The 21,780-nt window shown below is 69.5% G+C and carries 20 protein-coding genes, 3 tRNA genes and 2 pseudogenes; 10 read left to right on the top strand and 15 right to left on the bottom strand.

Features of this window, described 5'->3' with window-relative positions; genetic code table 11:
• Nucleotides 1–11: 11 nt before the first annotated feature.
• The 5 genes from ACIO1C_RS03735 to ACIO1C_RS03715 all read right to left on the bottom strand — a co-directional run bounded on the left by ACIO1C_RS03735 (nt 12) and on the right by ACIO1C_RS03715 (nt 2,696).
• A complete protein-coding gene (locus ACIO1C_RS03735; RefSeq protein ID WP_401858165.1) occupies nt 12–848 on the bottom strand; it encodes an ABC transporter permease in 837 nt (278 codons plus the stop codon).
• A complete protein-coding gene (locus tag ACIO1C_RS03730) occupies nt 845–1,783 on the bottom strand; it encodes an ABC transporter ATP-binding protein (protein ID WP_401858163.1) in 939 nt (312 codons plus the stop codon). Before ACIO1C_RS03730 ends, ACIO1C_RS03735 begins: the two co-directional genes overlap by 4 nt.
• Nucleotides 1,784–1,930: 147 nt before the next feature.
• Nucleotides 1,931–2,003, bottom strand: a tRNA-Gly gene (locus tag ACIO1C_RS03725).
• 112 nt (nt 2,004–2,115) lie between these two features.
• Nucleotides 2,116–2,187, bottom strand: a tRNA-Gly gene (locus ACIO1C_RS03720).
• Between the two features lie 173 nt (nt 2,188–2,360).
• Nucleotides 2,361–2,696: an Lsr2 family protein gene (locus ACIO1C_RS03715; RefSeq protein ID WP_356431218.1), complete on the bottom strand. Its 336-nt coding sequence runs from the start codon at nt 2,694–2,696 to the stop codon at nt 2,361–2,363.
• Nucleotides 2,697–3,117: 421 nt separating this feature from the next.
• Here ACIO1C_RS03715 and purS point away from each other — a divergent pair, with 421 nt between their 5' ends.
• The 5 genes from purS (at nt 3,118) to ACIO1C_RS03690 (ending at nt 7,500) form a co-directional block, all read left to right on the top strand.
• Nucleotides 3,118–3,369 carry a phosphoribosylformylglycinamidine synthase subunit PurS gene (gene purS, locus ACIO1C_RS03710; RefSeq protein ID WP_161310479.1) on the top strand — a complete coding sequence of 84 codons (252 nt, stop codon included), beginning with the start codon at nt 3,118–3,120 and terminating at the stop codon, nt 3,367–3,369.
• Complete coding sequence (gene purQ, locus ACIO1C_RS03705; RefSeq protein ID WP_401858160.1) at nt 3,366–4,046, top strand: phosphoribosylformylglycinamidine synthase subunit PurQ; 681 nt, start codon at nt 3,366–3,368, stop codon at nt 4,044–4,046. Before purS ends, purQ begins: the two co-directional genes overlap by 4 nt.
• Nucleotides 4,046–6,295 (top strand): phosphoribosylformylglycinamidine synthase subunit PurL, encoded by a 2,250-nt coding sequence (purL, locus tag ACIO1C_RS03700; protein WP_401858157.1) that lies wholly within the window; start codon nt 4,046–4,048, stop codon nt 6,293–6,295. The genes purQ and purL overlap by 1 nt, the downstream gene beginning before the upstream one ends.
• A 93-nt stretch (nt 6,296–6,388) precedes the next feature.
• Complete coding sequence (locus tag ACIO1C_RS03695; RefSeq protein ID WP_327235810.1) at nt 6,389–6,595, top strand: DUF4177 domain-containing protein; 207 nt, start codon at nt 6,389–6,391, stop codon at nt 6,593–6,595.
• Between the two features lie 104 nt (nt 6,596–6,699).
• Complete coding sequence (locus tag ACIO1C_RS03690; RefSeq protein WP_401858154.1) at nt 6,700–7,500, top strand: sterol carrier family protein; 801 nt, start codon at nt 6,700–6,702, stop codon at nt 7,498–7,500.
• A 31-nt stretch (nt 7,501–7,531) separates the two neighbouring features.
• Here ACIO1C_RS03690 and ACIO1C_RS03685 read toward each other — a convergent pair whose 3' ends face one another.
• The 4 genes and pseudogenes from ACIO1C_RS03685 to ACIO1C_RS03670 all read right to left on the bottom strand — a co-directional run bounded on the left by ACIO1C_RS03685 (nt 7,532) and on the right by ACIO1C_RS03670 (nt 9,176).
• The gene (locus ACIO1C_RS03685) at nt 7,532–7,750 is read right to left on the bottom strand and encodes a DUF397 domain-containing protein (protein ID WP_401859087.1); all 219 of its coding nucleotides are present in this window, start codon (nt 7,748–7,750) and stop codon (nt 7,532–7,534) included.
• A 159-nt stretch (nt 7,751–7,909) separates the two neighbouring features.
• A pseudogene (locus tag ACIO1C_RS03680) lies at nt 7,910–8,092 on the bottom strand (Scr1 family TA system antitoxin-like transcriptional regulator); the annotation flags it as partial.
• Between the two features lie 101 nt (nt 8,093–8,193).
• The gene (locus ACIO1C_RS03675; protein ID WP_401858152.1) at nt 8,194–8,412 is read right to left on the bottom strand and encodes a DUF397 domain-containing protein; all 219 of its coding nucleotides are present in this window, start codon (nt 8,410–8,412) and stop codon (nt 8,194–8,196) included.
• The gene (locus ACIO1C_RS03670; RefSeq protein WP_401858149.1) at nt 8,409–9,176 is read right to left on the bottom strand and encodes a helix-turn-helix transcriptional regulator; all 768 of its coding nucleotides are present in this window, start codon (nt 9,174–9,176) and stop codon (nt 8,409–8,411) included. Before ACIO1C_RS03670 ends, ACIO1C_RS03675 begins: the two co-directional genes overlap by 4 nt.
• 187 nt (nt 9,177–9,363) lie before the next feature.
• On the opposite strand from ACIO1C_RS03670, the gene ACIO1C_RS03665 reads away from it, so the two are divergent.
• The 3 genes from ACIO1C_RS03665 to purM all read left to right on the top strand — a co-directional run bounded on the left by ACIO1C_RS03665 (nt 9,364) and on the right by purM (nt 13,049).
• Nucleotides 9,364–10,191: an META domain-containing protein gene (locus ACIO1C_RS03665; RefSeq protein WP_401858146.1), complete on the top strand. Its 828-nt coding sequence runs from the start codon at nt 9,364–9,366 to the stop codon at nt 10,189–10,191.
• Nucleotides 10,192–10,373: 182 nt separating this feature from the next.
• Complete coding sequence (gene purF / locus ACIO1C_RS03660; RefSeq protein WP_401858145.1) at nt 10,374–11,897, top strand: amidophosphoribosyltransferase; 1,524 nt, start codon at nt 10,374–10,376, stop codon at nt 11,895–11,897.
• Between the two features lie 81 nt (nt 11,898–11,978).
• Complete coding sequence (purM, locus tag ACIO1C_RS03655) at nt 11,979–13,049, top strand: phosphoribosylformylglycinamidine cyclo-ligase (RefSeq protein ID WP_401858142.1); 1,071 nt, start codon at nt 11,979–11,981, stop codon at nt 13,047–13,049.
• Nucleotides 13,050–13,205: 156 nt separating this feature from the next.
• Here purM and ACIO1C_RS03650 read toward each other — a convergent pair whose 3' ends face one another.
• Both ACIO1C_RS03650 and ACIO1C_RS03645 read right to left on the bottom strand, forming a co-directional pair.
• Nucleotides 13,206–13,457, bottom strand: a complete 252-nt coding sequence (locus ACIO1C_RS03650; protein WP_167030883.1) for a DUF3073 domain-containing protein — start codon at nt 13,455–13,457, stop codon at nt 13,206–13,208.
• 279 nt (nt 13,458–13,736) lie between these two features.
• Complete coding sequence (locus ACIO1C_RS03645) at nt 13,737–14,819, bottom strand: Leu/Phe/Val dehydrogenase (protein WP_401858139.1); 1,083 nt, start codon at nt 14,817–14,819, stop codon at nt 13,737–13,739.
• Between the two features lie 155 nt (nt 14,820–14,974).
• Here ACIO1C_RS03645 and ACIO1C_RS03640 point away from each other — a divergent pair, with 155 nt between their 5' ends.
• Entirely contained in the window at nt 14,975–15,814 is an 840-nt protein-coding gene (locus tag ACIO1C_RS03640) for a hypothetical protein (protein WP_401858136.1), read from the top strand.
• Between the two features lie 542 nt (nt 15,815–16,356).
• Complete coding sequence (gene bldC, locus ACIO1C_RS03635) at nt 16,357–16,563, top strand: developmental transcriptional regulator BldC (protein ID WP_003949541.1); 207 nt, start codon at nt 16,357–16,359, stop codon at nt 16,561–16,563.
• 428 nt (nt 16,564–16,991) lie between these two features.
• On the opposite strand, the gene ACIO1C_RS03630 is transcribed toward bldC, so the two are convergent.
• The 4 genes and pseudogenes from ACIO1C_RS03630 to hrpA form a co-directional block, all read right to left on the bottom strand.
• Complete coding sequence (locus ACIO1C_RS03630) at nt 16,992–17,135, bottom strand: hypothetical protein (protein WP_401859136.1); 144 nt, start codon at nt 17,133–17,135, stop codon at nt 16,992–16,994.
• Nucleotides 17,136–17,180: 45 nt separating this feature from the next.
• Nucleotides 17,181–17,267 (bottom strand): annotated as a pseudogene (locus tag ACIO1C_RS03625) (DUF6274 family protein); the annotation flags it as partial.
• 262 nt (nt 17,268–17,529) lie between these two features.
• Nucleotides 17,530–17,604: transfer RNA gene (locus ACIO1C_RS03620), tRNA-Asp, on the bottom strand.
• Nucleotides 17,605–17,692: 88 nt separating this feature from the next.
• Entirely contained in the window at nt 17,693–21,673 is a 3,981-nt protein-coding gene (gene hrpA / locus ACIO1C_RS03615; RefSeq protein ID WP_401858133.1) for an ATP-dependent RNA helicase HrpA, read from the bottom strand.
• Nucleotides 21,674–21,780 lie beyond the last annotated feature (107 nt).

Genomic DNA, 21,780 nt, shown 5'->3' with positions numbered 1-21,780 from the left:
TGGACTCCGCCTCAGCGGCGCGGCTCCCAGCGGAACCAGCGCCGCACGGCGAACACCGCCAGCACCGTCCAGGCCACGGCACTGATCCCCGCGCCGAGCAGCCCGGCGCCGTCCACCCCGCCGATCCAGCCCGCCCGGATCAGCGTCATCACTCCGGTCATCGGCAGCAGCTCGCACACGGACGCCACCCGGTCGGGCAGCGTGTCCAGCGGAACGAACAGGCCGGAGCCCAGCAGGGAGACCAGGAACAGCGGCATCGTCGTGATCTGCGCGCTCTCCACGGTACGGGTGATGGCGGAGGTCGTCGCCGCCAGCGCCGTGAGCAGCACGATCGCGGCCAGCAGCCCGGCGACGAGCAGATCGGGCCGCCGGACCCCGCCCACGTCGAGGAGCACGCTGCCGGCCGCCACCAGGAGCACGGACTGCACGAGGGCCAGCGCGGCGGCGGGCAGCGCGGTCCCGGCGAGGATCTCGCGGTCGGCGGTCTCGCCCGTACGGAGCCGCTTGAGCACCAGTTCCTCGCGCCGGGAGGTGTACGCGGAGACGAGGTTCGAGTAGACGACCATCAGCAGCACCGTGCCGACGCCACCGGTCAGGGCCGCCTCGGCGACGGTCACCCCCGCCCCGCCCAGGTCGGTGCCTTCGAGCGAGACCTTGATCGAGCCCATCATCGCGACGGGCACGAACAGGGCGGTGAACAGCGCCGTCCTGTTCCGTACGAGCAGCGTCAGCTCGGCCCGCCCCAGGGCGGCGAGCCGCCCCGCCGCCGTGGTGACCCGGCCCGTACCACCGTCGGCACCCCGCACGGCGCCCGCCGGGTCAGCCACACCTGTCGTGTCCGTCTTCATCGTGCATCCGCCGTTTCCGCGTGCCGCGCCGCGATGTCGAGGAAAGCGTCTTCGAGCGAGGCGGACCGCGCGTCCAGCTCCGCCAGCTGTACGTCCGACTCCCGTGCCCACCGCAGGAGTTCGTGCAGATCCTCCTGGAGCCGCCGGGTACGGATCTCGACCCGCCGCCCCTCCGCGCCGGCCCGCAGCGACAGCGGCAGCCGTTCGGGGAGGACGTCGTGGGGCAGGACGAACCGGATCGTGGCCGGCCGCGCCTCGGTCACCTCGGCCGGTGTGCCGGAGGTCACGATGCGCCCCTGGTGCATGATCGCCAGCCGGTCGGCCAGGGCCTCGGCCTCCTCCAGGTAGTGCGTGGTCAGCAGCACCGTGGTGCCCTCGTCCCGCAGTTCCCGTACCAACTCCCAGGTGTCGCGCCGTCCTTCGGCGTCCAGCCCGGTGGTCGGCTCGTCGAGGAAGAGCACCTCGGGGCGGCCCAGCAGCGCCAGCGCCAGATCCAGGCGCCGCCGCTCGCCGCCCGACAGCTGCTTGACCCGGACCCGGGCCCGCGCGGTGAGCCCGACCAGGCCCAGGGCCTCGCCGGTGGGCCGCGCGCCGCTGGTGCAGCCGGCGCACATCCGTACGGTCTCCGCGACGGTCAGGTCGGAGGGGAAGCCGCCCTCCTGGAGCATCACGCCGATCCGGGGGCGGACGGCGGCGCGCTCGGTGTACGGGTTGTGGCCCAGGATCCGTACGCCTCCGCCGCTCGGGCGGGCGAGGCCTTCCAGCACCTCCACCGTGGAGGTCTTGCCCGCGCCGTTCGTGCCGAGCAGGGCGAACAGTTCGCCGCGTCCGACGGAGAAGGAGACGCCGTCGACGGCGGTGAAGCCGCCGCTGTAGGTACGGCGCAGCTCGTCGCTCTCGATGACAGGATCGTCGGGGTGCGAAGTCGGTGTCATGTCTTCCAGGCTTCCGCCGGACCGGACCACCCGGCAGTGCGCGCTGTCATCGCCGCCGATGACATTTGTCATCGAGCACGGGCACGCGCATGGGGAACCGACACGAAGAAGCCCCCGGTCGATTCGACCGGGGGTTTCCCCTTCTTGAGCGGACGACCAGGTTCGAACTGGCGACCTCAACCTTGGCAAGGTTGCGCTCTACCAACTGAGCTACGTCCGCACTGCATCAAGGTCAGAAACATCAACCAATCGATGCGTACTTCGCATCACTCTACCTGATCCACCGGAGTGGAACCGATCCACCGGAGTGGACCGAAGATCGAGCGATGCAGAGCGGGTGACAGGAATTGCACACTGCGCCTCCCCCTTGGAAAGGGGGCGTTCTACTACTGAACTACACCCGCACGCTGCCTGGGGTCCGGCCCTTCGGCCTTGCCCTTCGGCGTGCTCCAGACTCTAGCCGATCAGCGAGGGTGGTTCCAACTCGGTTCGATGCCGCGCCGCCCGGCCGCCGTGCGGCGCCGCCCGCGGGTGCCGGCGACCGCCTCCGGCCCGGCACCCGGGCGGCGCCTCAGGCTCAACTCGCTTCCCTGAAAGCCTCGTAGACGCGCTTGGGGATCCGGCCCCTGGCCGGTACCGCCATCTTGTGGGAGAGCGCCCACGCCCGGACGGCCGCCGGATCGGGGGCCAGGGCGGTGTGCCGGTAGGTGACGCGGTTCTTGCCGTTCTTGGCGGCGTTCGTCTGCCTGCGGCCCGCGGCCAGGTACGGCGCCAGGGCCTTGCGCAGTTTCTTCGCGTTGGCGGGATTGAGGTCGATGACGTACGACTTCCCGTCCAGGCCGAACGCGACCGTTTCCGCCGCTTCTCCGCCGTCGAGATCGTCGGAGAGTGTGACCACTACGCGCTGCGCCACGGATATCGGTCCTTTCTTGCGGTATCGCCTCGCCCGAGGCCGTCGTGGAAACACGGCTGACGTGCGGTGATACCGGCCTTCCGGCTGTTAAGGGACAATGCAGCTTTCCGCTGTATTCCTTTGTACAGCGGTCGGCCTCGCATTGTGAAGCCCAGCCAATTGCATCAGCGTGTCTCGCGGCAATGGGGGAACCCGACTTTTTCCCGGGATTTTTCCCTGGCGTACCCCCTCCGGAAATCATGGCCTGATCTGCGGCGGGGCTTCGGGGGCAGCGTATCCCTGTTCATATCTACTCGCGTAGATTTTCTGGCCGGGTACGCTGAGGGGAGCTCGGGGGGTCGAGGGGGATTCCCCTGGAGAACACAGCAGAACGCAGCTGAACGCAGCGGAACACAGCCGCACCACACCACCGGGAGTGCCAGTGGCACGCGTCGTAGTCGACGTCATGCTCAAGCCGGAGATCCTCGACCCGCAGGGCCAGGCGGTGCAGCGAGCGCTGCCCCGGCTGGGCTTCGAGGGGATCGCCGACGTCCGTCAGGGAAAGCGCTTCGAGCTGGAGGTGGCGGGGCCGGTCGACGAGGCCGCTCTCGCCCGTATCCACGAGATGGCCGAGACCTTCCTCGCCAACACCGTCATCGAGGACTTCGTCGTGAAGGTCGAGGAGTCGAAGTGACCGCTCGTATCGGAGTCGTCACCTTCCCGGGCACGCTCGACGACCGGGACAGCCTGCGGGCCGTCCGGATCGCCGGCGCGGAGCCCGTCCCGCTCTGGCACCGCGACAAGGACCTCCACCAGGTCGACGCGGTCGTCCTGGCCGGCGGTTTCAGTTACGGCGACTATCTGCGGGCCGGGGCCATCTCCCGGTTCTCGCCGGTCATGGCCACGGTGATCGAGCAGGCGAAGGCCGGTATGCCGGTCCTCGGAATCTGCAACGGCTTCCAGATCCTCACCGAGTCGCATCTGCTGCCGGGCGCCATGCTGCGCAACAATCACCTGCACTTCATCTGCCGCGATCAGAAACTGCGGGTGGAGAGCGCCGACACCGCCTGGACCGCCGACTATTCCGCCGGCCAGGAAATCTCCGTCCCCCTCAAGAACATCGACGGCCGGTACGTCGCCGACGAGCGCACGCTCGACGAGCTGGAGGCCGAGGGCCGGGTCGCGTTCCGCTACCTGGACGGCAACCCGAACGGTTCGCTGCGCGACATCGCCGGCGTCTCGAACGCGGCCGGCAACGTCGTCGGCCTGATGCCGCACCCCGAGCACGCCGTGGAGCCGCTGATCGGTACGGGCCGTACCGACGGCCTGGGATTCTTCACCTCGATCCTGAAGAAGCTGGTAAGCGCCTGATGACTCTCGACACCGTCAAGCACGCGAGCGGGACGCCCGACGTCGAACTGCCCTGGAAGGAGCTCGGCCTCAAGGAGGACGAGTACCTCCGGGTCCGCGAGATCCTCGGCCGCAGGCCGACCGGCGCCGAGCTGGCCATGTACTCCGTCATGTGGTCGGAGCACTGCTCGTACAAGAGCAGCAAGGTCCACCTCAAGCAGTTCGGCGACAAGGTCCCCGCCAACGACGCCATGCTCGTCGGCATCGGCGAGAACGCGGGCGTCGTGGACGTCGGCCAGGGGTACGCGGTCACCTTCAAGGTCGAGTCCCACAACCACCCGTCGTACGTCGAGCCCTACCAGGGCGCGGCCACCGGCGTCGGCGGCATCGTCCGCGACATCATCGCGATGGGCGCCCGCCCGGTCGCGGTCGTGGACCCGCTGCGGATGGGCGCGGCCGACCACCCCGACACGCGGCGGGTCCTGCCCGGCGTGGTGGCGGGCATCGGCGGGTACGGCAACTGCCTCGGCCTGCCGAACATCGGCGGCGAGCTGGTCTTCGACGCCTGCTACCAGGGAAACCCGCTGGTCAACGCCGGTGCGATCGGCGTCATGCGGCACGAGGACATCCACCTCGCCAAGGCCTCGGGCCCCGGCAACAAGGTGATCCTGTACGGCGCCCGCACCGGCGGCGACGGCATCGGCGGCGCCTCGATCCTGGCCTCCGAGACCTTCGACGACACGAAGCCGTCGAAGCGTCCCGCCGTCCAGGTCGGCGACCCCTTCCAGGAGAAGCTCCTCATCGAGTGCACGCTGGAGGCGTTCGCCGAGAAGCTCGTCGTCGGCATCCAGGACCTCGGCGCGGCCGGCCTGTCCTGCGCGACGAGCGAGCTGGCGTCGAACGGTTCCGGCGGCATGCGCGTCGAGCTGGACGACGTACCGCTGCGCGACTCCACGCTCTCGCCCGAGGAAATCCTCATGAGCGAGTCGCAGGAACGCATGTGCGCCGTGGTCGAGCCCGAGAAGGTCGAGCGGTTCCTCGCGATCTGCGAGAAGTGGGACGTCATCGCCACCGTCGTCGGCGAGGTCACGGACGGCGACCGGCTGGAGATCTTCTGGCACGGCGAGAAGATCGTGGACGTCGACCCCCGTACGGTCGCGCACGACGGCCCCGTCTACCACCGCCCGTACGCCCGGCCGTCCTGGCAGGACGCCCTCCAGGCCGACGACGCGAACAAGCTTCCGCGCCCCGCCACCCCGGCGGAGCTGCGCGAGCAGGTCCTGGCGCTGCTGTCCTCGCCGAACCAGGCCTCCAAGGCGTGGGTCACCGACCAGTACGACCGCTTCGTGCAGGGCAACACCGTGCTCGCCCAGCCCGAGGACGCGGGCATGATCCGCGTCAACGAGGAGACGGGCCTGGGCGTCGCCATCGCCACGGACGGCAACGGCCGCTTCACCAAGCTCGACCCGTACACCGGCGCGCAGCTCGCGCTGGCGGAGTCGTACCGCAATGTCGCCGCCTCCGGCGCCAAGCCCCTCGCGATCTCCGACTGCCTGAACTTCGGCTCCCCCGAGGACCCGGACGTCATGTGGCAGTTCGCCGAGGCGATCCGGGGGCTCGCGGACGGCTGCCTCCAGCTGGGCACGCCCGTCACCGGCGGCAACGTCTCGCTCTACAACCAGACGGGCGACGCGGCCATCCACCCGACGCCGGTTGTCGCCGTCCTCGGCGTGATCGACGACGTGGCCCGCCGTACGCCGATCGCCTTCAAGGAAGAGGGCCAGCTCCTCTACCTGCTGGGTGACACCCACGAGGAGTTCGGCGGCTCGGCCTGGTCGCAGGTCGTCCACGACCACCTCGGCGGCCTGCCGCCCAAGGTGGACCTGGAGCGCGAGCGGCTGCTCGGGGACATCCTGATCTCGGCGTCCCGCGACGGCATGATCGACGCGGCGCACGACCTGAGCGACGGTGGCCTGATCCAGTCGGTCACCGAGTCCTGCCTGCGCGGCGGGACCGGCGCCCGGCTGGTCGTGCCCGACGGCCTCGACGCCTTCACCTTCCTGTTCAGCGAGTCGGCCGGCCGCGCGGTCGTGTCCGTCCCGCGCAGCGAGGAACTCCGCTTCACCGACATGTGCGGGGCGCGCGGTCTGCCCGCGACGCGCATCGGTGTGGTGGACGGCGAGGAGATCGAGATCCAGGGCGAGTTCAGCATCCCGCTGAGCGAGGTCTCCGACGCGCACCGGAGCACGATCCCCGCGCTCTTCGGCTGATTCCGGCCGTGGTTGGCTGGGCGCGCACGTGTTCGGACGTGCGTACGCGTCCCGCCGTGCGCACAGGACACGCATGACCGAGGGATGGACCGCATGGCGTTCGAGTACAAGGTCGTGACGTTCCGGGAATCGCTCATCGGCGACGCCCTGGACAGCGACAAGCTGGAGAAGACGCTCAACAAGCACGCCGAGGACGGGTGGGCCCTCAAGGCCATCACCGCGGCGGACGTCAAGGGCCGCCTGGGCCCCGGCGCCGTCGAGGGTCTGCTGCTGACGCTGGAGCGCCCGCGCCAGGCGTGAAGTCGATGTTGTGAATTGAAGGCCCTGAGCCTCCGCCCGGATCCACCGGCCGGAGGCTCAGGGCCTTTCCGCCCCCTCGCCCGCCCTCCGTTAGCCTCGCCGTCATGCCACCGGCCAAGAAGCGCATGCGCAAGTACGACCCCGAGAAGACCCGAGCCGCCGTGCTGGCGCAGTTCGCCGCCGTACGGGAAGCCGTCGCCGGGCTCACCGACGCGCAGCTGGCGCTGCCGGCCACCGGGCTCGGCGGCTGGACGGTACGGGACCTGGCCGCGCACCTGGCGATGGTCGTCGAATCGGTCACCCGCGCGGCCGAAGGGCCCGAGGTCGCGCCGGGCGGACCGGTGGTGGGACTGGACGAGTGGCCGTTCGCGACGGCGGAGTACGCGGACAGCATCAGCGAGGACGTACGGGCGCTCGCCGCGTCCGCGCCGGTCGAGGAGGTGTTCGCGCGGGCCGCGGACCGGGTCGCGGCGGCGCTGCCGGGGGCGGCGGACGACCGGCTGGTGCCGGTACGGGTCGGGACGATGCGGCTGGCGGACTTCCTGGTCACCCGGACCGTCGAGCTGGTCGTCCACACCGACGACCTGAACCGCGCGACCGGGCTGACCGTCCCGTACGACCGCCAGGCCCTCGCCGCCTGCACGCGGCTGCTCGCGGACGGCCTCGCGGTGAAGGCTCCCGGGGCGTCTACCGAGGTACGGATCCCGCCGTACGCGGTGGTCCAGTGCGTGGCGGGCCCTCGCCACACGCGCGGCACCCCGCCCAACGTGGTGGAGACCGACCCGCTCACCTGGATCCGGCTGGCCACGGGCCGTACGACGTGGGCGGCGGCGCTGGACGCGGCGCGCGTGAGCGCGAGCGGGGAGCGCGCGGACCTGTCCGGTCTGCTCCCGTTGATGAGTTGATCGGCAGACATCGTCCCGGTCCGACAGGCCCTTAGGGCAGGTCCGTTTCCGCCGCGAGGGTGACGAGGCCGGTCCAGGCGGCGGGGTTCAGCATGAGGACCGGGCCCGTCGGCATCTTGCTGTCCCGGACGGGGATCCGTCCGGTGGAGGTGAGGGCGGCGGGGGCGTACTCGACGCAGTTGCCGCCATCGGTGTTGCTGTAGCTCGACTTGATCCACTCGACGTGGGACGTCTCCTGCGAAATGCTCATGTGGGAAGTGCCTCCATGGCGGATGCGATGAGGGCGCCGGTCTCGCGGGGAGACAGCGCGTTGGCCCGGCGGTGCCGGGCCACATTGGCCGCGTCTTCCAGCAACTGGCCCGTGGTGATGCTCTCTTCGTAGCGTCAGCGAGCCGCCGAGCAGCGCGTGTGCCCCATGCCGGAACGGCAGGACCTGGATGATTCCGTCCGGACTGTCCACGAGGGGCAACAGCACTTCCAGCTGCGCCCGCATCACCTCCGGCGCACCGATGGTCCGCCGCAGGACCCCCTCGTCCAGGATCACGGACAGATAGGGCCGAGCCGCTCCTTGCAGCAGGCTTCGTCGGCCCATGCGAGCGCGCGGACCTGTCCGGCCTGCTGCCGTTGATGAGTTGATCGGCTGATCGGCGGACATCGCGGCGGCCGTCCCGCGCTTTCCGATCCGACAGGCTCTTAGTGCAGGTCCGTTTCCGCCGCGAGGGTGACGAGGGCGGTCCACGCGGAGGGGGTCAGCGTGAGGACCGGGCCCGTCGGCATCTTGCTGTCCCGGACGGGGATCAGTCCGGTGGTGGTGAGGGCGGCAGGGGCGAACTCGACGCAGTTGCCGCCGCCCGCATTGCTGTAACTCGACTTGACCCACGTCGCGCAGGAGAGATCCGGTGTCGTGGTCATGTGGACAGTTCCTCCATGGTGGCTCGGATGAGGTCAGCTGTCTCTCGCGGAGACAAGGCGCTGGCCCTGATCACATCGTAGGACCGGCGGCGTCGGCTGACACCATGTGAATCCTCCACCAATTCGCCCGTATCGATGCTTTCTTCGTAGGCGACAACTGTTCCGTTGTCGAAAGTCAGCAAGGTCAGCGATCCGCCCATCAGGGGGTGACCGCCATGTGCGAACGGGAGCACCTGGACGATGCCTCTGGGGTTGTCCGCGAGCCGGAGCAGCGCTTCCAGCTGTGCCCGCATCACTTCAGGTGCGCCGATGGTCCGTCGTAGGACAGCTTCGTCCAGGATCACGGACAGGTAGGGCGCCGGAACGGCCCCAAGCAGTGCCTGCCTTCCCATGCGGGCCGCAACCCTCTCCTCGACCTGCTCCGGGGTCAGTTCCGGGTCCCCGAGTCGGAACACCGCGCGGGCGTAGTCCTCCGTCTGGACGAGGCCCGGCACCAGATGCCCGGCGTACTCGTCAATGGTCCGCGCCCGCGCCTCCAGCTCCATGCGCCGCCGGTACTTGTCCGGATGGACCTCGTTGCGCGCCAGCGCGTACAGCTTCGCGAAGAGCCCGTCCGTCCCGAACGCCGCGTCCAGCTTGGCCGCCAGGTCCGGCGCGATCATCGCTTGCGCCGTCTCGTAGCGGTGCAGCGAACTCCGCGAGTACCTGATGACGGCCGCCAGGTCCTCCAGAGACATCCCAGCCTGTTCGCGCAACCTGCGCATCTCGGATCCGAACAGGTGCCGGACCGATCGGTCGGGGGTCAGTTCGCGAGACGTCGGTCACTCAGGATCGTAGGCAGGGGCGCCACCCCATTTCATACGGATGGTGATTCTGTAGTCACGGAGAGGTTCTCGCGCAGGGGCGCCCGCCCGTACGGAACCGTCCGCGTAGGGGATCCGTCCCACCCCCATGCAGAAACAGCAGAGCACCGCAGTCACCGCGATCACCGCACTCGCGCTGCTCACCCTGGCGGCGTGCGGGACAGAGACCAGTTCGACCACGACGACGGGAGCGTCGGGCGACGACGCCTCCGTACGGGAGTCGGCGCTCACCGGCGTCCGCTGGAACGTCGAGAGCGTGACGGTCGACGGGAGAAGGACCGCCGGGGTGGCGGGCACCTCCCTGGAGTTCGGTGACACGACCCGGGCGACGCTGGCCACCGGCTGTGACGAGTACGAGGTGGACGTGTCCGTCGCGGACGACATGGTGACCGTGGGCAAGAAGCGGATGACGGCGACCGCCGACTGTGTCCTGAACCTCGACGCGCTGGACAAGGCGCTGGACGCGGCCTTCACGGGGAAGCTCACGTCGAAGGTGGCGGGCGACCGGCTGACGCTGACCTCGTCGGACGGTGACATCCTGACCCTGACCAGCGGATCTCCCGCGCCCCTCACCGGCACCAAGTGGACCGTGAACGCGCTCGCCTCGGACGGTAGCGCCGCCCGTCTGCCGGCGGGGACGGACGGCTCGGCGTTCTTCACGCTGGGTGACGACGGTTCCGTACGGGGCAATCTGGGCTGCAACGGATTCAGCGCCCGTGCGAAGGTCTCCGGCGACACGATTACGTTCAGTCGGGTGATCTCGACAAAAATGGCCTGTACCGGACCCCGGTCGGCGGTCGAGAAGCACATGCTGAAGGTCCTGCGCGGCAAGGTCACGTATGACGTCAACCACGGAGGGCTGTGGCTGACGGCAGCGGACGGCGGACTCGCCGCGCTGCCCGCCCCGAAGGCGTAGACACCGCCTGCCACGGCTTCCGCACCGGCCCGTATCGCTCACCCGCGCACGTCCGCCGACACCTCCGCCCGGCTACGCGCCGAATCGACCCCGTCACGGAGCGTACGGCCCGGAGGGGCGTTATCCGGCCACGTCCCATCCCCAATTCGGACCAGTGGTCGATCTCGCCTACACTCGGTGGTGTGCCTCGTGGTGATGGACGACTCAACCACGACCTGCTCCCCGGCGAGAAAGGCCCCCAGGACGCGTGTGGCGTCTTCGGAGTCTGGGCCCCGGGCGAAGAGGTCGCCAAGCTCACCTATTTCGGACTGTATGCCCTACAGCACCGTGGACAGGAGTCCGCGGGCATCGCAGTGAGCAACGGGTCCCAAATCCTGGTTTTCAAGGACATGGGCCTTGTCTCACAGGTCTTCGACGAAACCTCCCTCGGCTCCCTCCTCGGTCACATCGCGGTGGGCCACGCCCGGTACTCCACCACCGGAGCCTCGGTATGGGAGAACGCGCAGCCGACCTTCCGGGCCACGGCCCACGGCTCGATAGCGCTCGGTCACAACGGGAACCTGGTCAACACCGCCCAGCTCGCCGAGATGGTCGCCGACCTCCCCAAGGAGAACGGCCGGCCCACGCGCGTGGCCGCCACCAACGACACCGACCTGGTCACGGCGCTCCTCGCCGGCCAGACGGACGACGACGGCAAGCCCCTCACGGTCGAGGAAGCCGCCGCCAAGATCCTGCCCGACGTACAGGGCGCCTTCTCGCTCGTCTTCATGGACGAGCACACCCTCTACGCCGCCCGTGACCCGCAGGGCATCCGCCCGCTGGTCCTCGGCAGGCTGGAACGCGGCTGGGTCGTCGCCTCCGAGGGCGCCGCCCTCGACATCTGCGGCGCCTCCTTCGTCCGCGAGATCGAGCCCGGCGAGCTGATCGCCATCGACGAGAACGGTCTGCGGACCCAGCGATTCGCGGAAGCGAAGCCCAAGGGCTGTGTCTTCGAGTACGTCTACCTGGCGCGTCCCGACACGGACATCGCCGGTCGGAACGTGTATCTGTCCCGCGTGGAAATGGGCCGGAAACTCGCGAAAGAAGCGCCCGTCGAGGCCGATCTGGTCATAGCGACCCCGGAATCCGGCACCCCGGCCGCCATCGGTTACGCCGAGGCGAGCGGGATCCCGTACGGCTCGGGCCTCGTCAAGAACGCCTATGTCGGCCGGACCTTCATCCAGCCGTCCCAGACCATTCGCCAGCTGGGCATCCGGCTGAAGCTCAACCCCCTCAAGGAAGTCATCCGGGGCAAGCGCCTGGTGGTCGTGGACGACTCGATCGTGCGCGGCAACACCCAGCGGGCGCTGGTCAAGATGCTCCGCGAGGCGGGCGCCGCCGAGGTCCACATCCGGATCTCGTCCCCGCCGGTCAAGTGGCCGTGCTTCTTCGGCATCGACTTCGCGACCCGCGCCGAGCTGATCGCCAACGGCATGTCGATCGACGAGATCGGTGTCTCGCTGGGCGCCGACTCCCTCTCGTACATCTCGCTCGACGCGATGGTCGAGGCGACCACCATCGCCAAGCCGAACCTCTGCCGTGCCTGCTTCGACGGCGAGTACCCGATGGATCTCCCCGATCCCGAGCTGCTCGGCAAGCAGCTGCTGGAGACCGAGCTGGCGGCGGGACCGGCCAACGCGGCCGCCGAGGCGCTCCGCCGCCCGTAGCTCCGTATCCGTAGGACGACCGGTTCCGCATCCGTACGACGACAGCGTGACGACCGCATGACGACAGGAAAGTACTCAGCCATGTCCGATACGACCACTGGTGCCAGCTACGCGGCCGCGGGCGTCGACATCGAAGCCGGTGACCGCGCGGTCGAGCTGATGAAGGAGTGGGTGAAGAAGACGAAGCGCCCCGAGGTCCTCGGCGGCCTCGGCGGTTTCGCCGGCCTCTTCGACGCCTCCGCTCTCAAGCGCTACGAGCGGCCGCTCCTCGCCTCCGCCACCGACGGTGTCGGTACGAAGGTCGACCTGGCCCGCAAGATGGGCGTGTACGACACGATCGGCCACGACCTCGTCGGCATGGTCGTGGACGACCTGGTCGTCTGCGGCGCCGAGCCGCTCTTCATGACCGACTACATCTGTGTCGGCAAGGTCCATCCCGAGCGGGTCGCCGCCATCGTCAAGGGCATCGCGGAAGGCTGCGTCCTCGCGGGCTGCGCGCTGGTCGGCGGCGAGACCGCCGAACACCCCGGGCTGCTCGGCGAGGACGACTTCGACGTCGCCGGTGCCGGTACGGGCGTGGTCGAGGCGGACCAGCTGCTGGGCGCCGATCGCATCCGTACGGGTGACGCGGTGATCGCGATGGCGTCCTCCGGTCTTCACTCCAACGGGTACTCGCTGGTCCGGCACGTGGTCTTCGACCGGGCCGGCTGGTCGCTGGACCGCGAGGTCCAGGAGTTCGGCCGCACGCTCGGCGAGGAGCTGCTGGAGCCCACGAAGATCTACTCTCTCGACTGTCTGGCGCTCACCAGGACCACCGAGGTGCACGCGTTCAGCCACGTCACCGGCGGCGGTCTCGCGGCGAACCTCGCCCGGGTCGTCCCGGACGCGCTGCACGCCAGGGTGGACCGCTCGACCTGGACGCCCGGCGCGGTCTTCGACGTCGTCGGCCGTGCGGGGAACGTGGAGCGGCTGGAACTGGAGAAGACGCTCAACATGGGGGTCGGCATGATCGCCGTCGTCCCCGCGGACTCCGTCGACACGGCCCTGACCACCCTCGCCGACCGGGGCGTGCGCGCCTGGGTCGCGGGCGAGATCACCGAGCGCGGCGGCCACGCGACCGGCGCGGCACTGTCCGGTGACTACGCGAGCTGACTACGCGGGCTGACTAGGTGAGCTGATCGCGCGAGCTGCCCGCGCCGGCCGATTCCGGGGCCCGGGCAGCACAGAACCCGGTCCGGGACCGAAGTCCTGGACCGGGTCGGTGAGAACCGCCGGAGAGATCCGGAGATATGCGGAGGTCAGCGGACGTCAAGCGCCGCGGCGCTGCGCCGAGGGTCCGGACTCGTCGTCCTCGTCCTCGTCGTCGTTGTACCGATCCGCATACTGTGCGTACGGGTCATCTTCCTCTTCGTCATCCTCGAACGGCTCCGCGTTCGGTGGCTGACTCGTAGGTGATGCGCCCAGCTCATTGGCCAGACGCGACAGATCTGTCCCGCCGCTGTTGTACTTCAGCTGGCGGGCGACCTTCGTCTGCTTGGCCTTGGCCCGGCCGCGCCCCATGGCTCGACCCCCTCGGTGACGGGGCTCGACGGCCCCAGAGTCTTGACACGCGTTCATAATTCAGAACGAGCTCTCCGCGGAGAGACCCGTCCGTAGGCTTCAACGGTACCTGCTTCCGCGGCCATACGGTACGCCGCCCGCAGGACGCGCCTCGGCTCCGGACCTGCGAAGCGCGCCGTCCTCGCTGGTCAGCTGCGATTTTAACCTCTTATTGAGGGGCGACCCGCCGACCGGGGGTGAGTCTCGTCTCCCCACGGGGGTACGGCCGCCCCTCCACGCTCACCGGGGGCGGGCTTCGGCCATCCGGTGCTCGGCGATCCTGTCGGCCGCCGCGGCCGGCGGAATCCCGTCCTCCTTCGCACGTGCGAAGATGGAAAGAGTGGTGTCGAAGATCTTCGCGGCCTTCGCGCGGCACCGCTCGAAGTCGAATCCGTTCAGCTCGTCGGCGACCTGGATGACGCCGCCCGCGTTCACCACGTAGTCGGGCGCGTAGAGGATCCCGCGGTCGGCGAGGTCCTTCTCGACCCCCGGGTGGGCGAGCTGGTTGTTGGCCGCCCCGCACACCACGGTCGCGGTGAGGGCGGGCACGGTCACGTCGTCCAGCACGCCGCCGAGCGCGCAGGGCGCGTAGACGTCCAGGCCTTCGGTACGGATCAGCGTCTCGGTGTCCGCGACCACGCCGACTTCCGGGTACAGCTCCGTGACACGCCGTACGGACTCGTCCCGTACGTCCGTGACCACCACCCGCGCCCCGTCCTGGAGCAGGTGCCCGACCAGGTGGTGCCCCACCTTGCCGACCCCCGCGACCCCCACGGTCCTGCCGCGCAGCGACGGGTCGCCCCACTGGTGCTCGGCGCTCGCGCGCATGCCCTGGAAGACCCCGAAGGCCGTCAGCACGGACGAGTCGCCCGCGCCGCCGTTCTCGGGGGAGCGGCCGGTGGTCCAGCGGCACTCGCGGGCCACCACGTCCATGTCCGCCACGTACGTGCCGACGTCGCAGGCCGTCACGTACCGGCCGCCGAGCGAGGCCACGAAACGCCCGTACGCGAGGAGCAGTTCCTCCGTCTTGATCTGCTCGGGGTCACCGATGATCACGGCCTTGCCGCCGCCGTGGTCAAGACCTGCCAGGGCGTTCTTGTACGACATGCCCCGGGACAGGTTCAGCGCGTCGGCCACGGCCGCCTCCTCGGAGGCGTACGGGTAGAAGCGGGTACCGCCCAGGCCGGGGCCCAGGGCGGTCGAGTGGAGGGCGATGACGGCCTTGAGGCCGCTGCGGCGGTCCTGGCAGAGCACGACCTGCTCGTGGCCACCCTGCTCCGATCGGAACAGGGTGTGCAGGACGCCGTCGGTCACATCGGTCACGGTGGTGACTCCCAAGGTACGAAGCGGCGGGAAAGCCCCTCCGGCGGGTGGGGAGGGACCAGTTGGGCACGAGGGTAAGTCTCCTGGGCGGCGTGGTTCAGCCGCAGTGCCGAGGATCACCCTCCCGGGGGGTGCGGGCATGGGACGATCCCGTCATGCCGGCGGTGTCTTCTGTACTTGTCCCTTACGCGTCCTACCTGCGGGTGTACGAGCCGCTGGCCGCCTTTCCCGAGCCCGAACGGAGCCACTGGGCGCGTTATGCCCGGCGGGACCGTACGCCGACCGCACAGGACGAACTACGGCGTTCCCTGGCCGACTTGCTGCCCACGCCGCCGGTCCCCGTACCGGTCCACGAGAGCGGCGACGCCTTCGTGACGGAAGTGGACGGCGTGGTGTGCGTCTGCCCGTGGCGGACCCGGCTGCGCGGCTGGCTGGCGCTGGAGGAGCTGGGGGACGTCCTGCCGCTGCCGCTCCTGGACGCCGTGCTGCCGCCGGTGGTGCGCGGGCAGGCGGCGGCGGACTATGAGCGCTGGCGGGACCGGAACCCCGACGCGCGGCCGTGGATCAGGACGGCGGTCTGGCAGGTGCCGGTGCGCTGGTTCACGCTGTTCTCCGACGCCGAGCGGCTGTACGAGCCGGCCGGCGGCGGCGCGCCCGTGATGCGCTACCGGACCGAGATGGTGCAGGCGCGGCGGCGGCTGGCGCGCGCGCTCAGGACGCTGCGGGAGTCGGTCGACGACGGGCCGCTGATCGACGGTCTGGTGGACGTCGGGCGGTGGCTGGAGGAGTTCCACCCGCGCTCGCTGGTCGAGCTGGACTACGGCGGCCTCGTGTACGTCCTGTCGGAGGCGCATCTGGCGGGGGACCGCTCGGCGGCCGACGTGGCGGCCGGCATCGCGGCGCTGCGGGACGGGGACGGCGCGGGCGCGGGGGAGGCGTACGGGCGGCTCACCGAGCGCTGGAAGGCGATCCGGGACATGCAGTTCGCGAACTGAGGCGCCCGGCGGACCTCACGGGCCGCCCAGAACGGGGCGCGCCCCTTGGTTCGGCCGGGCTTCAGACAGGACTGAACATGTCCGCACCTGTCCAGGCCGGAGGTCCCGATACGGGCCTATACCCCTCAAGCGTGACGGACCGCACTAACGGGGCTCTTGCGCCCATCACCCCTCCTCGTGTCAAAATAGGACAAGGAGTCCGGGGAGGGCTCCTTCCGTCCAAGTAGGGGCGGAATACTCAGCATTGCACGCTATGCGGGGGGTGTTGGTGGCTCCCGGTGACTCTGTGACTGATCGTCACTGGGGCATGACTGTCCGCTATGGCATGGTCCATCGGCTTCCGCCGCTGATGAACACCTCAGAGGGCAATTCCATCGGTTTGGCCGACGTGGCTGGACGGATGGTGTAGTTGTAGTGCCGAGGACAAGCCGTTCGTCCTATAACCGACTCGGCCCGCGTCTGCCATTTCGGGCAACGTGGGTCAAGGTGCAGAATTTAGAGGAAAGAACCGAGATGGTTCGGTTCTCCCGAGGAGGCCGCTCATGACCGCTCGCACCCCTGACGCCGAGCCGCTGCTGACCCCGGCTGAGGTTGCCACGATGTTCCGTGTGGACCCGAAGACGGTCACACGCTGGGCAAAGGCCGGCAAGCTCACGTCCATCCGCACGCTCGGTGGGCATCGCCGGTATCGCGAGGCAGAGGTTCGCGCACTGCTTGCGGGTATTCCGCAGCAGCGCAGCGAGGCCTGACCGACCGATCAGGGCTCAACCACCTGACCTCACCGTCAGGGAACGACCAACCAGGGAACAGCCGGGCCCCCAACTCGGTCTCCCGCCCCCATAGCTCCACACGACGGGCGCCTGCCCCAACAGGCTCCATGCCCTCACCATTTGGGCGAGTCGTCGACCGCGCTGGACTCCGCCGAGTTCAGCGCGGTCTTTTTTGTGCCCCGGAAAGGGGCTGTCCCGCCCCTGTTGGCGCGCTGTGTGGAGGGTGGGACAGATGCTTCTGGAGGGGTTCGGGGGAGGGTGCAATTGCACATATTAAATTGCCGGATTGTAGGGCGGGCGTAAGTGACCCTCTGGTAGAAAATGGTTCGGTGACTCCCGTCACACTTCTTGCACCTTGCCAACGACGGTTCGGCGCCTGCCCCGATCACCATGATTCAGTCCTGGGGTCACTCTTCCGTGTCTGTATCGGTGTCCGTGGCGGTGTCCGTGGCGGTGTCCGTGGCGGTGTCCGTGGCGGTGTCCGGGCCCATGAGTGGGCCCAAGGCCGGGCCGATGCCCGGGCCGATGCCCGGGCCGGTGTCCGGTCCCATGGCGAGCCGTTGGAGGCGATGGCAGATCGCACAGCGCCGTGTGAGGTGCCGGTGGCCCGACGCGGCCGCCAGATGGGCGCGCAGCAGTGCGCCTGTCTCATGTCTCGGCTGTCTTGTCGTCGGTGCCGCCATGCCCACCACCCCCGGTGCGGGTCCCCGGCTGCGGAAAGGGGGCCCTCATCTGTAGGTACCCCCGCCGGAAGACGTCGTCAAGGCGGCTCGGAGCCCCGGCGGCGGATTTGGACCTTCCGTGACTGCGGCGTTGACGGGCCTTTTCCCGTACGAGAGGACCGCTTGCCCACCCCGTAAGGACCGGCCCGGCGGTCGGCCCCGCGGCCGGCCCGCGGACATGAAGAAGGCCCCGCGTCCACGACGCGGGGCCTTCTCGATACTGCGGTCCTGACGGGATTTGAACCCGCGGCCTCCACCTTGACAGGGTGGCGAGCACTCCAAACTGCTCCACAGGACCAGATTCGCGGCCGGTTCACCCGGCTGCGAAACGAGACTCTACAGCAGCTCGGAGGGTGCGGTCGAACTGACCGGCGGCCGGGCCCCGGTCACGGGGCGGCCGCGTCGATCGCCTTCACGATGCGCTTGTCCGAGACGGGCTGCGACGTCCCCAGGGCATGCGCGAAGTAACTCACCCGCAGCTCCTCGATCATCCAGCGGATGTCCAGGACCTCCCGGGGCACCGGTCTCCCGCGCGGCAGCTGTTCGAGCAGCCACGCGTACTCGTCCTGCATCTCGTGGACCTTCTCCATGCGCGTCGTGTCGCGCTGGACGTTGGTCGGCATCTGCTGCAACCGCCGGTCCACCGCGACCAGGTAGCGCATCAGGTCGGGCAGCCGGCGCAGTCCCGTACGCGTGACGAAGCCGGCCGGCACGAGGGCCGCGAGCTGGTCCCTGACGTCCCGCACGTTGTTGATCAGGACCAGGCTGTTCGTGGCCTTCAGGCGGCGCTCACAGGCCTGCCAGGCCGCGAGGATCTGCTGCACCTGGCCGACCGTCCGTACCGTCGCGTCGACGAGGTCGGCGCGGACCTTGTCGTACAGCTTCCGGAACGATTCCTCGTCCCAGGCCGGGCCGCCGTGATCGGCGATCAGCTTGTCCGCCGCCGCCGTGGCGCAGTCCTCGAACAGCGCCTGGACGGAGCCGTGCGGATTGCGGGACAGCGCGAGCTTGTGCTGGTTGGTCAGCTTGTCCGAGGCGAACTTGGCGGGGTTCACCGGGATGTTGAGGAGGATCAGCCGCCGGGTCCCCGCCCACATCGCCTGCTGCTGCTCGGCCTCCGTGTCGAAGAGCCGTACGGACACGGTCGCGCCCTGGTCGACCAGCGCGGGATACGCCTTGACCGGCTGGCCGGCCCGCCGCGTCTCGAAGATCCGTACCAGCGAGCCGATCGTCCAGTCCGTCAGCCCCGACCGCTCGATGGCCTCCCCGCCGTCCCGCTCCGCGGTGGCCGCGGCGGCCTTCGAGAGGGCCTGGCGGGCCTTGGGCCGCAGCTGGACCTTGAGCGCGTCCAGATCCTTGTCCTCGGCGATCCGCTTGCGCCGCTCGTCCACGATCCGGAACGTGATCTTGAGGTGGTCCGGGATCCGTGAGAGGTCGAAGTCCTCGCCCCGGACGGGCACCCCCACCATCCGCTGGAGCTCCCGGGCCAGCGTGACCGGCAGCGGCTCCTGGAGGGGCACCGCGCGCTCCAGAAAGGCCTTCGCGTAGTTCGGCGCCGGTACGTAGTGCCGGCGGACCGGCTTGGGCAGCGAGCGGATCAACTCCACCACGACCTCCTCGCGCAGGCCCGGGATCTGCCAGTCGAAGCCCTCCGAGGTGACCTGGTTGAGGACCTGGAGCGGTACGTGGACGGTGACGCCGTCCGCGTCCGCGCCGGGCTCGAACTGGTACGTCACCCGGAACTTGAGGCCGCCCTGCGCCCACGAGTCCGGATAGTCGTCCTTGGTGACGGACCCGGCCGCCTTCTCCCGGATGAGCATCGACCGCTCGAAGTCGAGCAGCTCCGGCTCGTCCCGCCGCTTCGCCTTCCACCACGCGTCGAAGTGCGCCCCCGAGACGATGTCGTCCGGCACCCGCTCGTCGTAGAAGTCGTACAGCGTCTCGTCGTCCACGAGGATGTCGCGGCGCCGCGCGCGGTGCTCCAACTCCTCGACCTCGCCGAGGAGTTTGCGATTGTCATGGAAGAACTGGTGGTGCGTCCGCCAGTCGCCCTCCACGAGCGCGTTGCGGATGAACAGCTCGCGCGAGACCTCCGCGTCGATCCGGCCGAAGTTGACCTTCCGCTGGGCGACGATCGGCACGCCGTACAGCGTGACCTTCTCGTACGCCATCACGGCCGCCATGTCCTTCTCCCAGTGCGGCTCGCTGTACGTCCGCTTGAGGAGGTGCCCGGCGAGCGGCTCGATCCACTCCGGCTCGACCTTGGCGTTGACCCGGGCCCACAGGCGCGAGGTCTCCACCAGCTCGGCGGACATGATGAACCGCGGCGGCTTCTTGAAGAGCGCCGAGCCGGGGAAGATCGCGAACTTCGCGCTGCGGGCGCCCAGATACTCGTTCTTCGCCGAAGCGCCCTTGCCCGTCTCGCGCCCGGTCTCGCGCCCGGCCTCCTTCACGTCCTTCATGCCGATGTGCGACAACAGGCCCGCCAGCAGCGAGACGTGGACGGCCTGGTCGGGCGCGTTCGTCTCGTCGTCGCCGAGCTGGAGACCCATCTGCTTGGCGACCGTACGCAGTTGGGAGTAGATGTCCTGCCACTCCCTGATCCGCAGGAAGTTCAGGAACTCCGACTTGCACATCCGGCGGAAGGCGGAGGAGGACAGGGCCTTCTGCTGCTCGCGTACGTACCGCCACAGGTTGAGGAAGCCCAGGAAGTCGGACGTCTCGTCGCGGAAGCGGGCGTGGTGCTGGTCGGCCTGGGTCTGCTTCTCGGCGGGGCGCTCGCGCGGATCCTGGATGGAGAGCGCGGCGGCGATCACCATGACTTCCCGTACGCAGCCGTTGCGGTCCGCCTCGATGACCATCCGCGCCAGGCGCGGGTCGACGGGAAGCTGCGAGAGCTTGCGCCCGAGGGGCGTCAGCTTCTTTGCGGCGTCCTTCTGCTCCGGGTCGAACGCGCCCAGCTCCTGCAACAGCTGCACGCCGTCCCGGATGTTGCGGTGGTCCGGCGGGTCCAGGAAGGGGAACTTCTCGATCTCGCCCAGCCCGGCGGCGGTCATCTGGAGGATGACGGAGGCCAGGTTCGTACGGAGGATCTCGGCGTCCGTGAACTCGGCGCGCGCGTCGAAGTCGTCCTCCGAGTACAGCCGGATGCAGATGCCGTCCGACGTACGGCCGCAGCGGCCCTTGCGCTGGTTGGCGCTGGCCTGCGAGATCCGCTCGATGGGCAGCCGCTGGACCTTCGTGCGGTGGCTGTAGCGGGAGATACGGGCGTTGCCCGGGTCGATGACGTACTTGATGCCCGGGACGGTCAGCGAGGTCTCGGCGACGTTGGTCGCCAGCACGATCCTGCGGCCGCTGTGGCGCTGGAAGACGCGGTGCTGCTCGGCGTGCGAGAGCCGGGCGTAGAGGGGGAGCACCTCCGTACCGCGCAGCTTGCGTTTCTCCAGGGCGTCGGCGGTGTCGCGGATCTCACGCTCGCCGGAGAGGAAGACGAGGATGTCGCCGGGTCCCGCCGACTGGAGTTCGTCGACGGCCTCGGAGATCGCGGTGATCTGGTCGCGGTCGCCGTCGTCGCCCTCCTCCTCCAGGAGCGGGCGGTAGCGGACCTCCACGGGGTACGTACGGCCCGAGACCTCCACGATGGGCGCGTCGCCGAAGTGCCGCGAGAACCGCTCGGGGTCGATCGTCGCCGACGTGATGACGACCTTGAGGTCGGGGCGCCGGGGCAGCAGCTGGGCCAGATACCCCAGCAGGAAGTCGATGTTGAGGCTCCGCTCGTGGGCCTCGTCGATGATGATCGTGTCGTACGCCAGCAGGTCGCGGTCCGTCTGGATCTCCGCGAGCAGGATGCCGTCCGTCATCAGCTTCACGAAGGTCGCGTCCTGGTTCACCTGGTCGGTGAAGCGCACCTTCCAGCCGACGGCCTCGCCCAGCGGGGTGTCCAGCTCCTCGGCCACCCGCTCGGCGACCGTACGGGCCGCGATCCGGCGGGGCTGGGTGTGGCCGATCATCCCCCGGACGCCACGCCCCAGCTCCAGACAGATCTTGGGGATCTGCGTCGTCTTCCCCGACCCGGTCTCGCCCGCGACGATCACGACCTGATGGTCGCGTATCGCCTCCAGGATCGTGTCCTTCTTCTGGCTGACGGGCAGCTGCTCGGGGTACGAGACCGCGGGCACACGCGCACCGCGTGCCCGCGTCCGCCCGGCGGCCTTCTCGGCCTCGCGGGCGATCTCGTCGAGCACGGCTTGCCGCGCCTCGGGCTTACGGATGCGCCGGGAGCCTTCGAGCCGGCGGCCGAGCCGCTGCGCGTCGCGCAGCGAGACCTCGTCCAGCAGGGTCGACAGGTCGGCGAAGGAAGTAGACATACCGAGCCCAGGATCTCACCCCGCGCCGGAAGTCGGCGAACGTGTTTTCCGCGGGGGGTCCGGCGGGAGTCCTGTCGGCGGTCCGACGGGACTCGACGAGAAAAGCC

It is taken from the genome of Streptomyces sp. NPDC087420 (assembly GCF_044744165.1).
GTDB lineage: Bacteria > Actinomycetota > Actinomycetes > Streptomycetales > Streptomycetaceae > Streptomyces.
The sequence above is the reverse complement of the archived record's forward strand: the minus strand, read 5'-3'. Positions and strand labels throughout refer to the sequence as shown.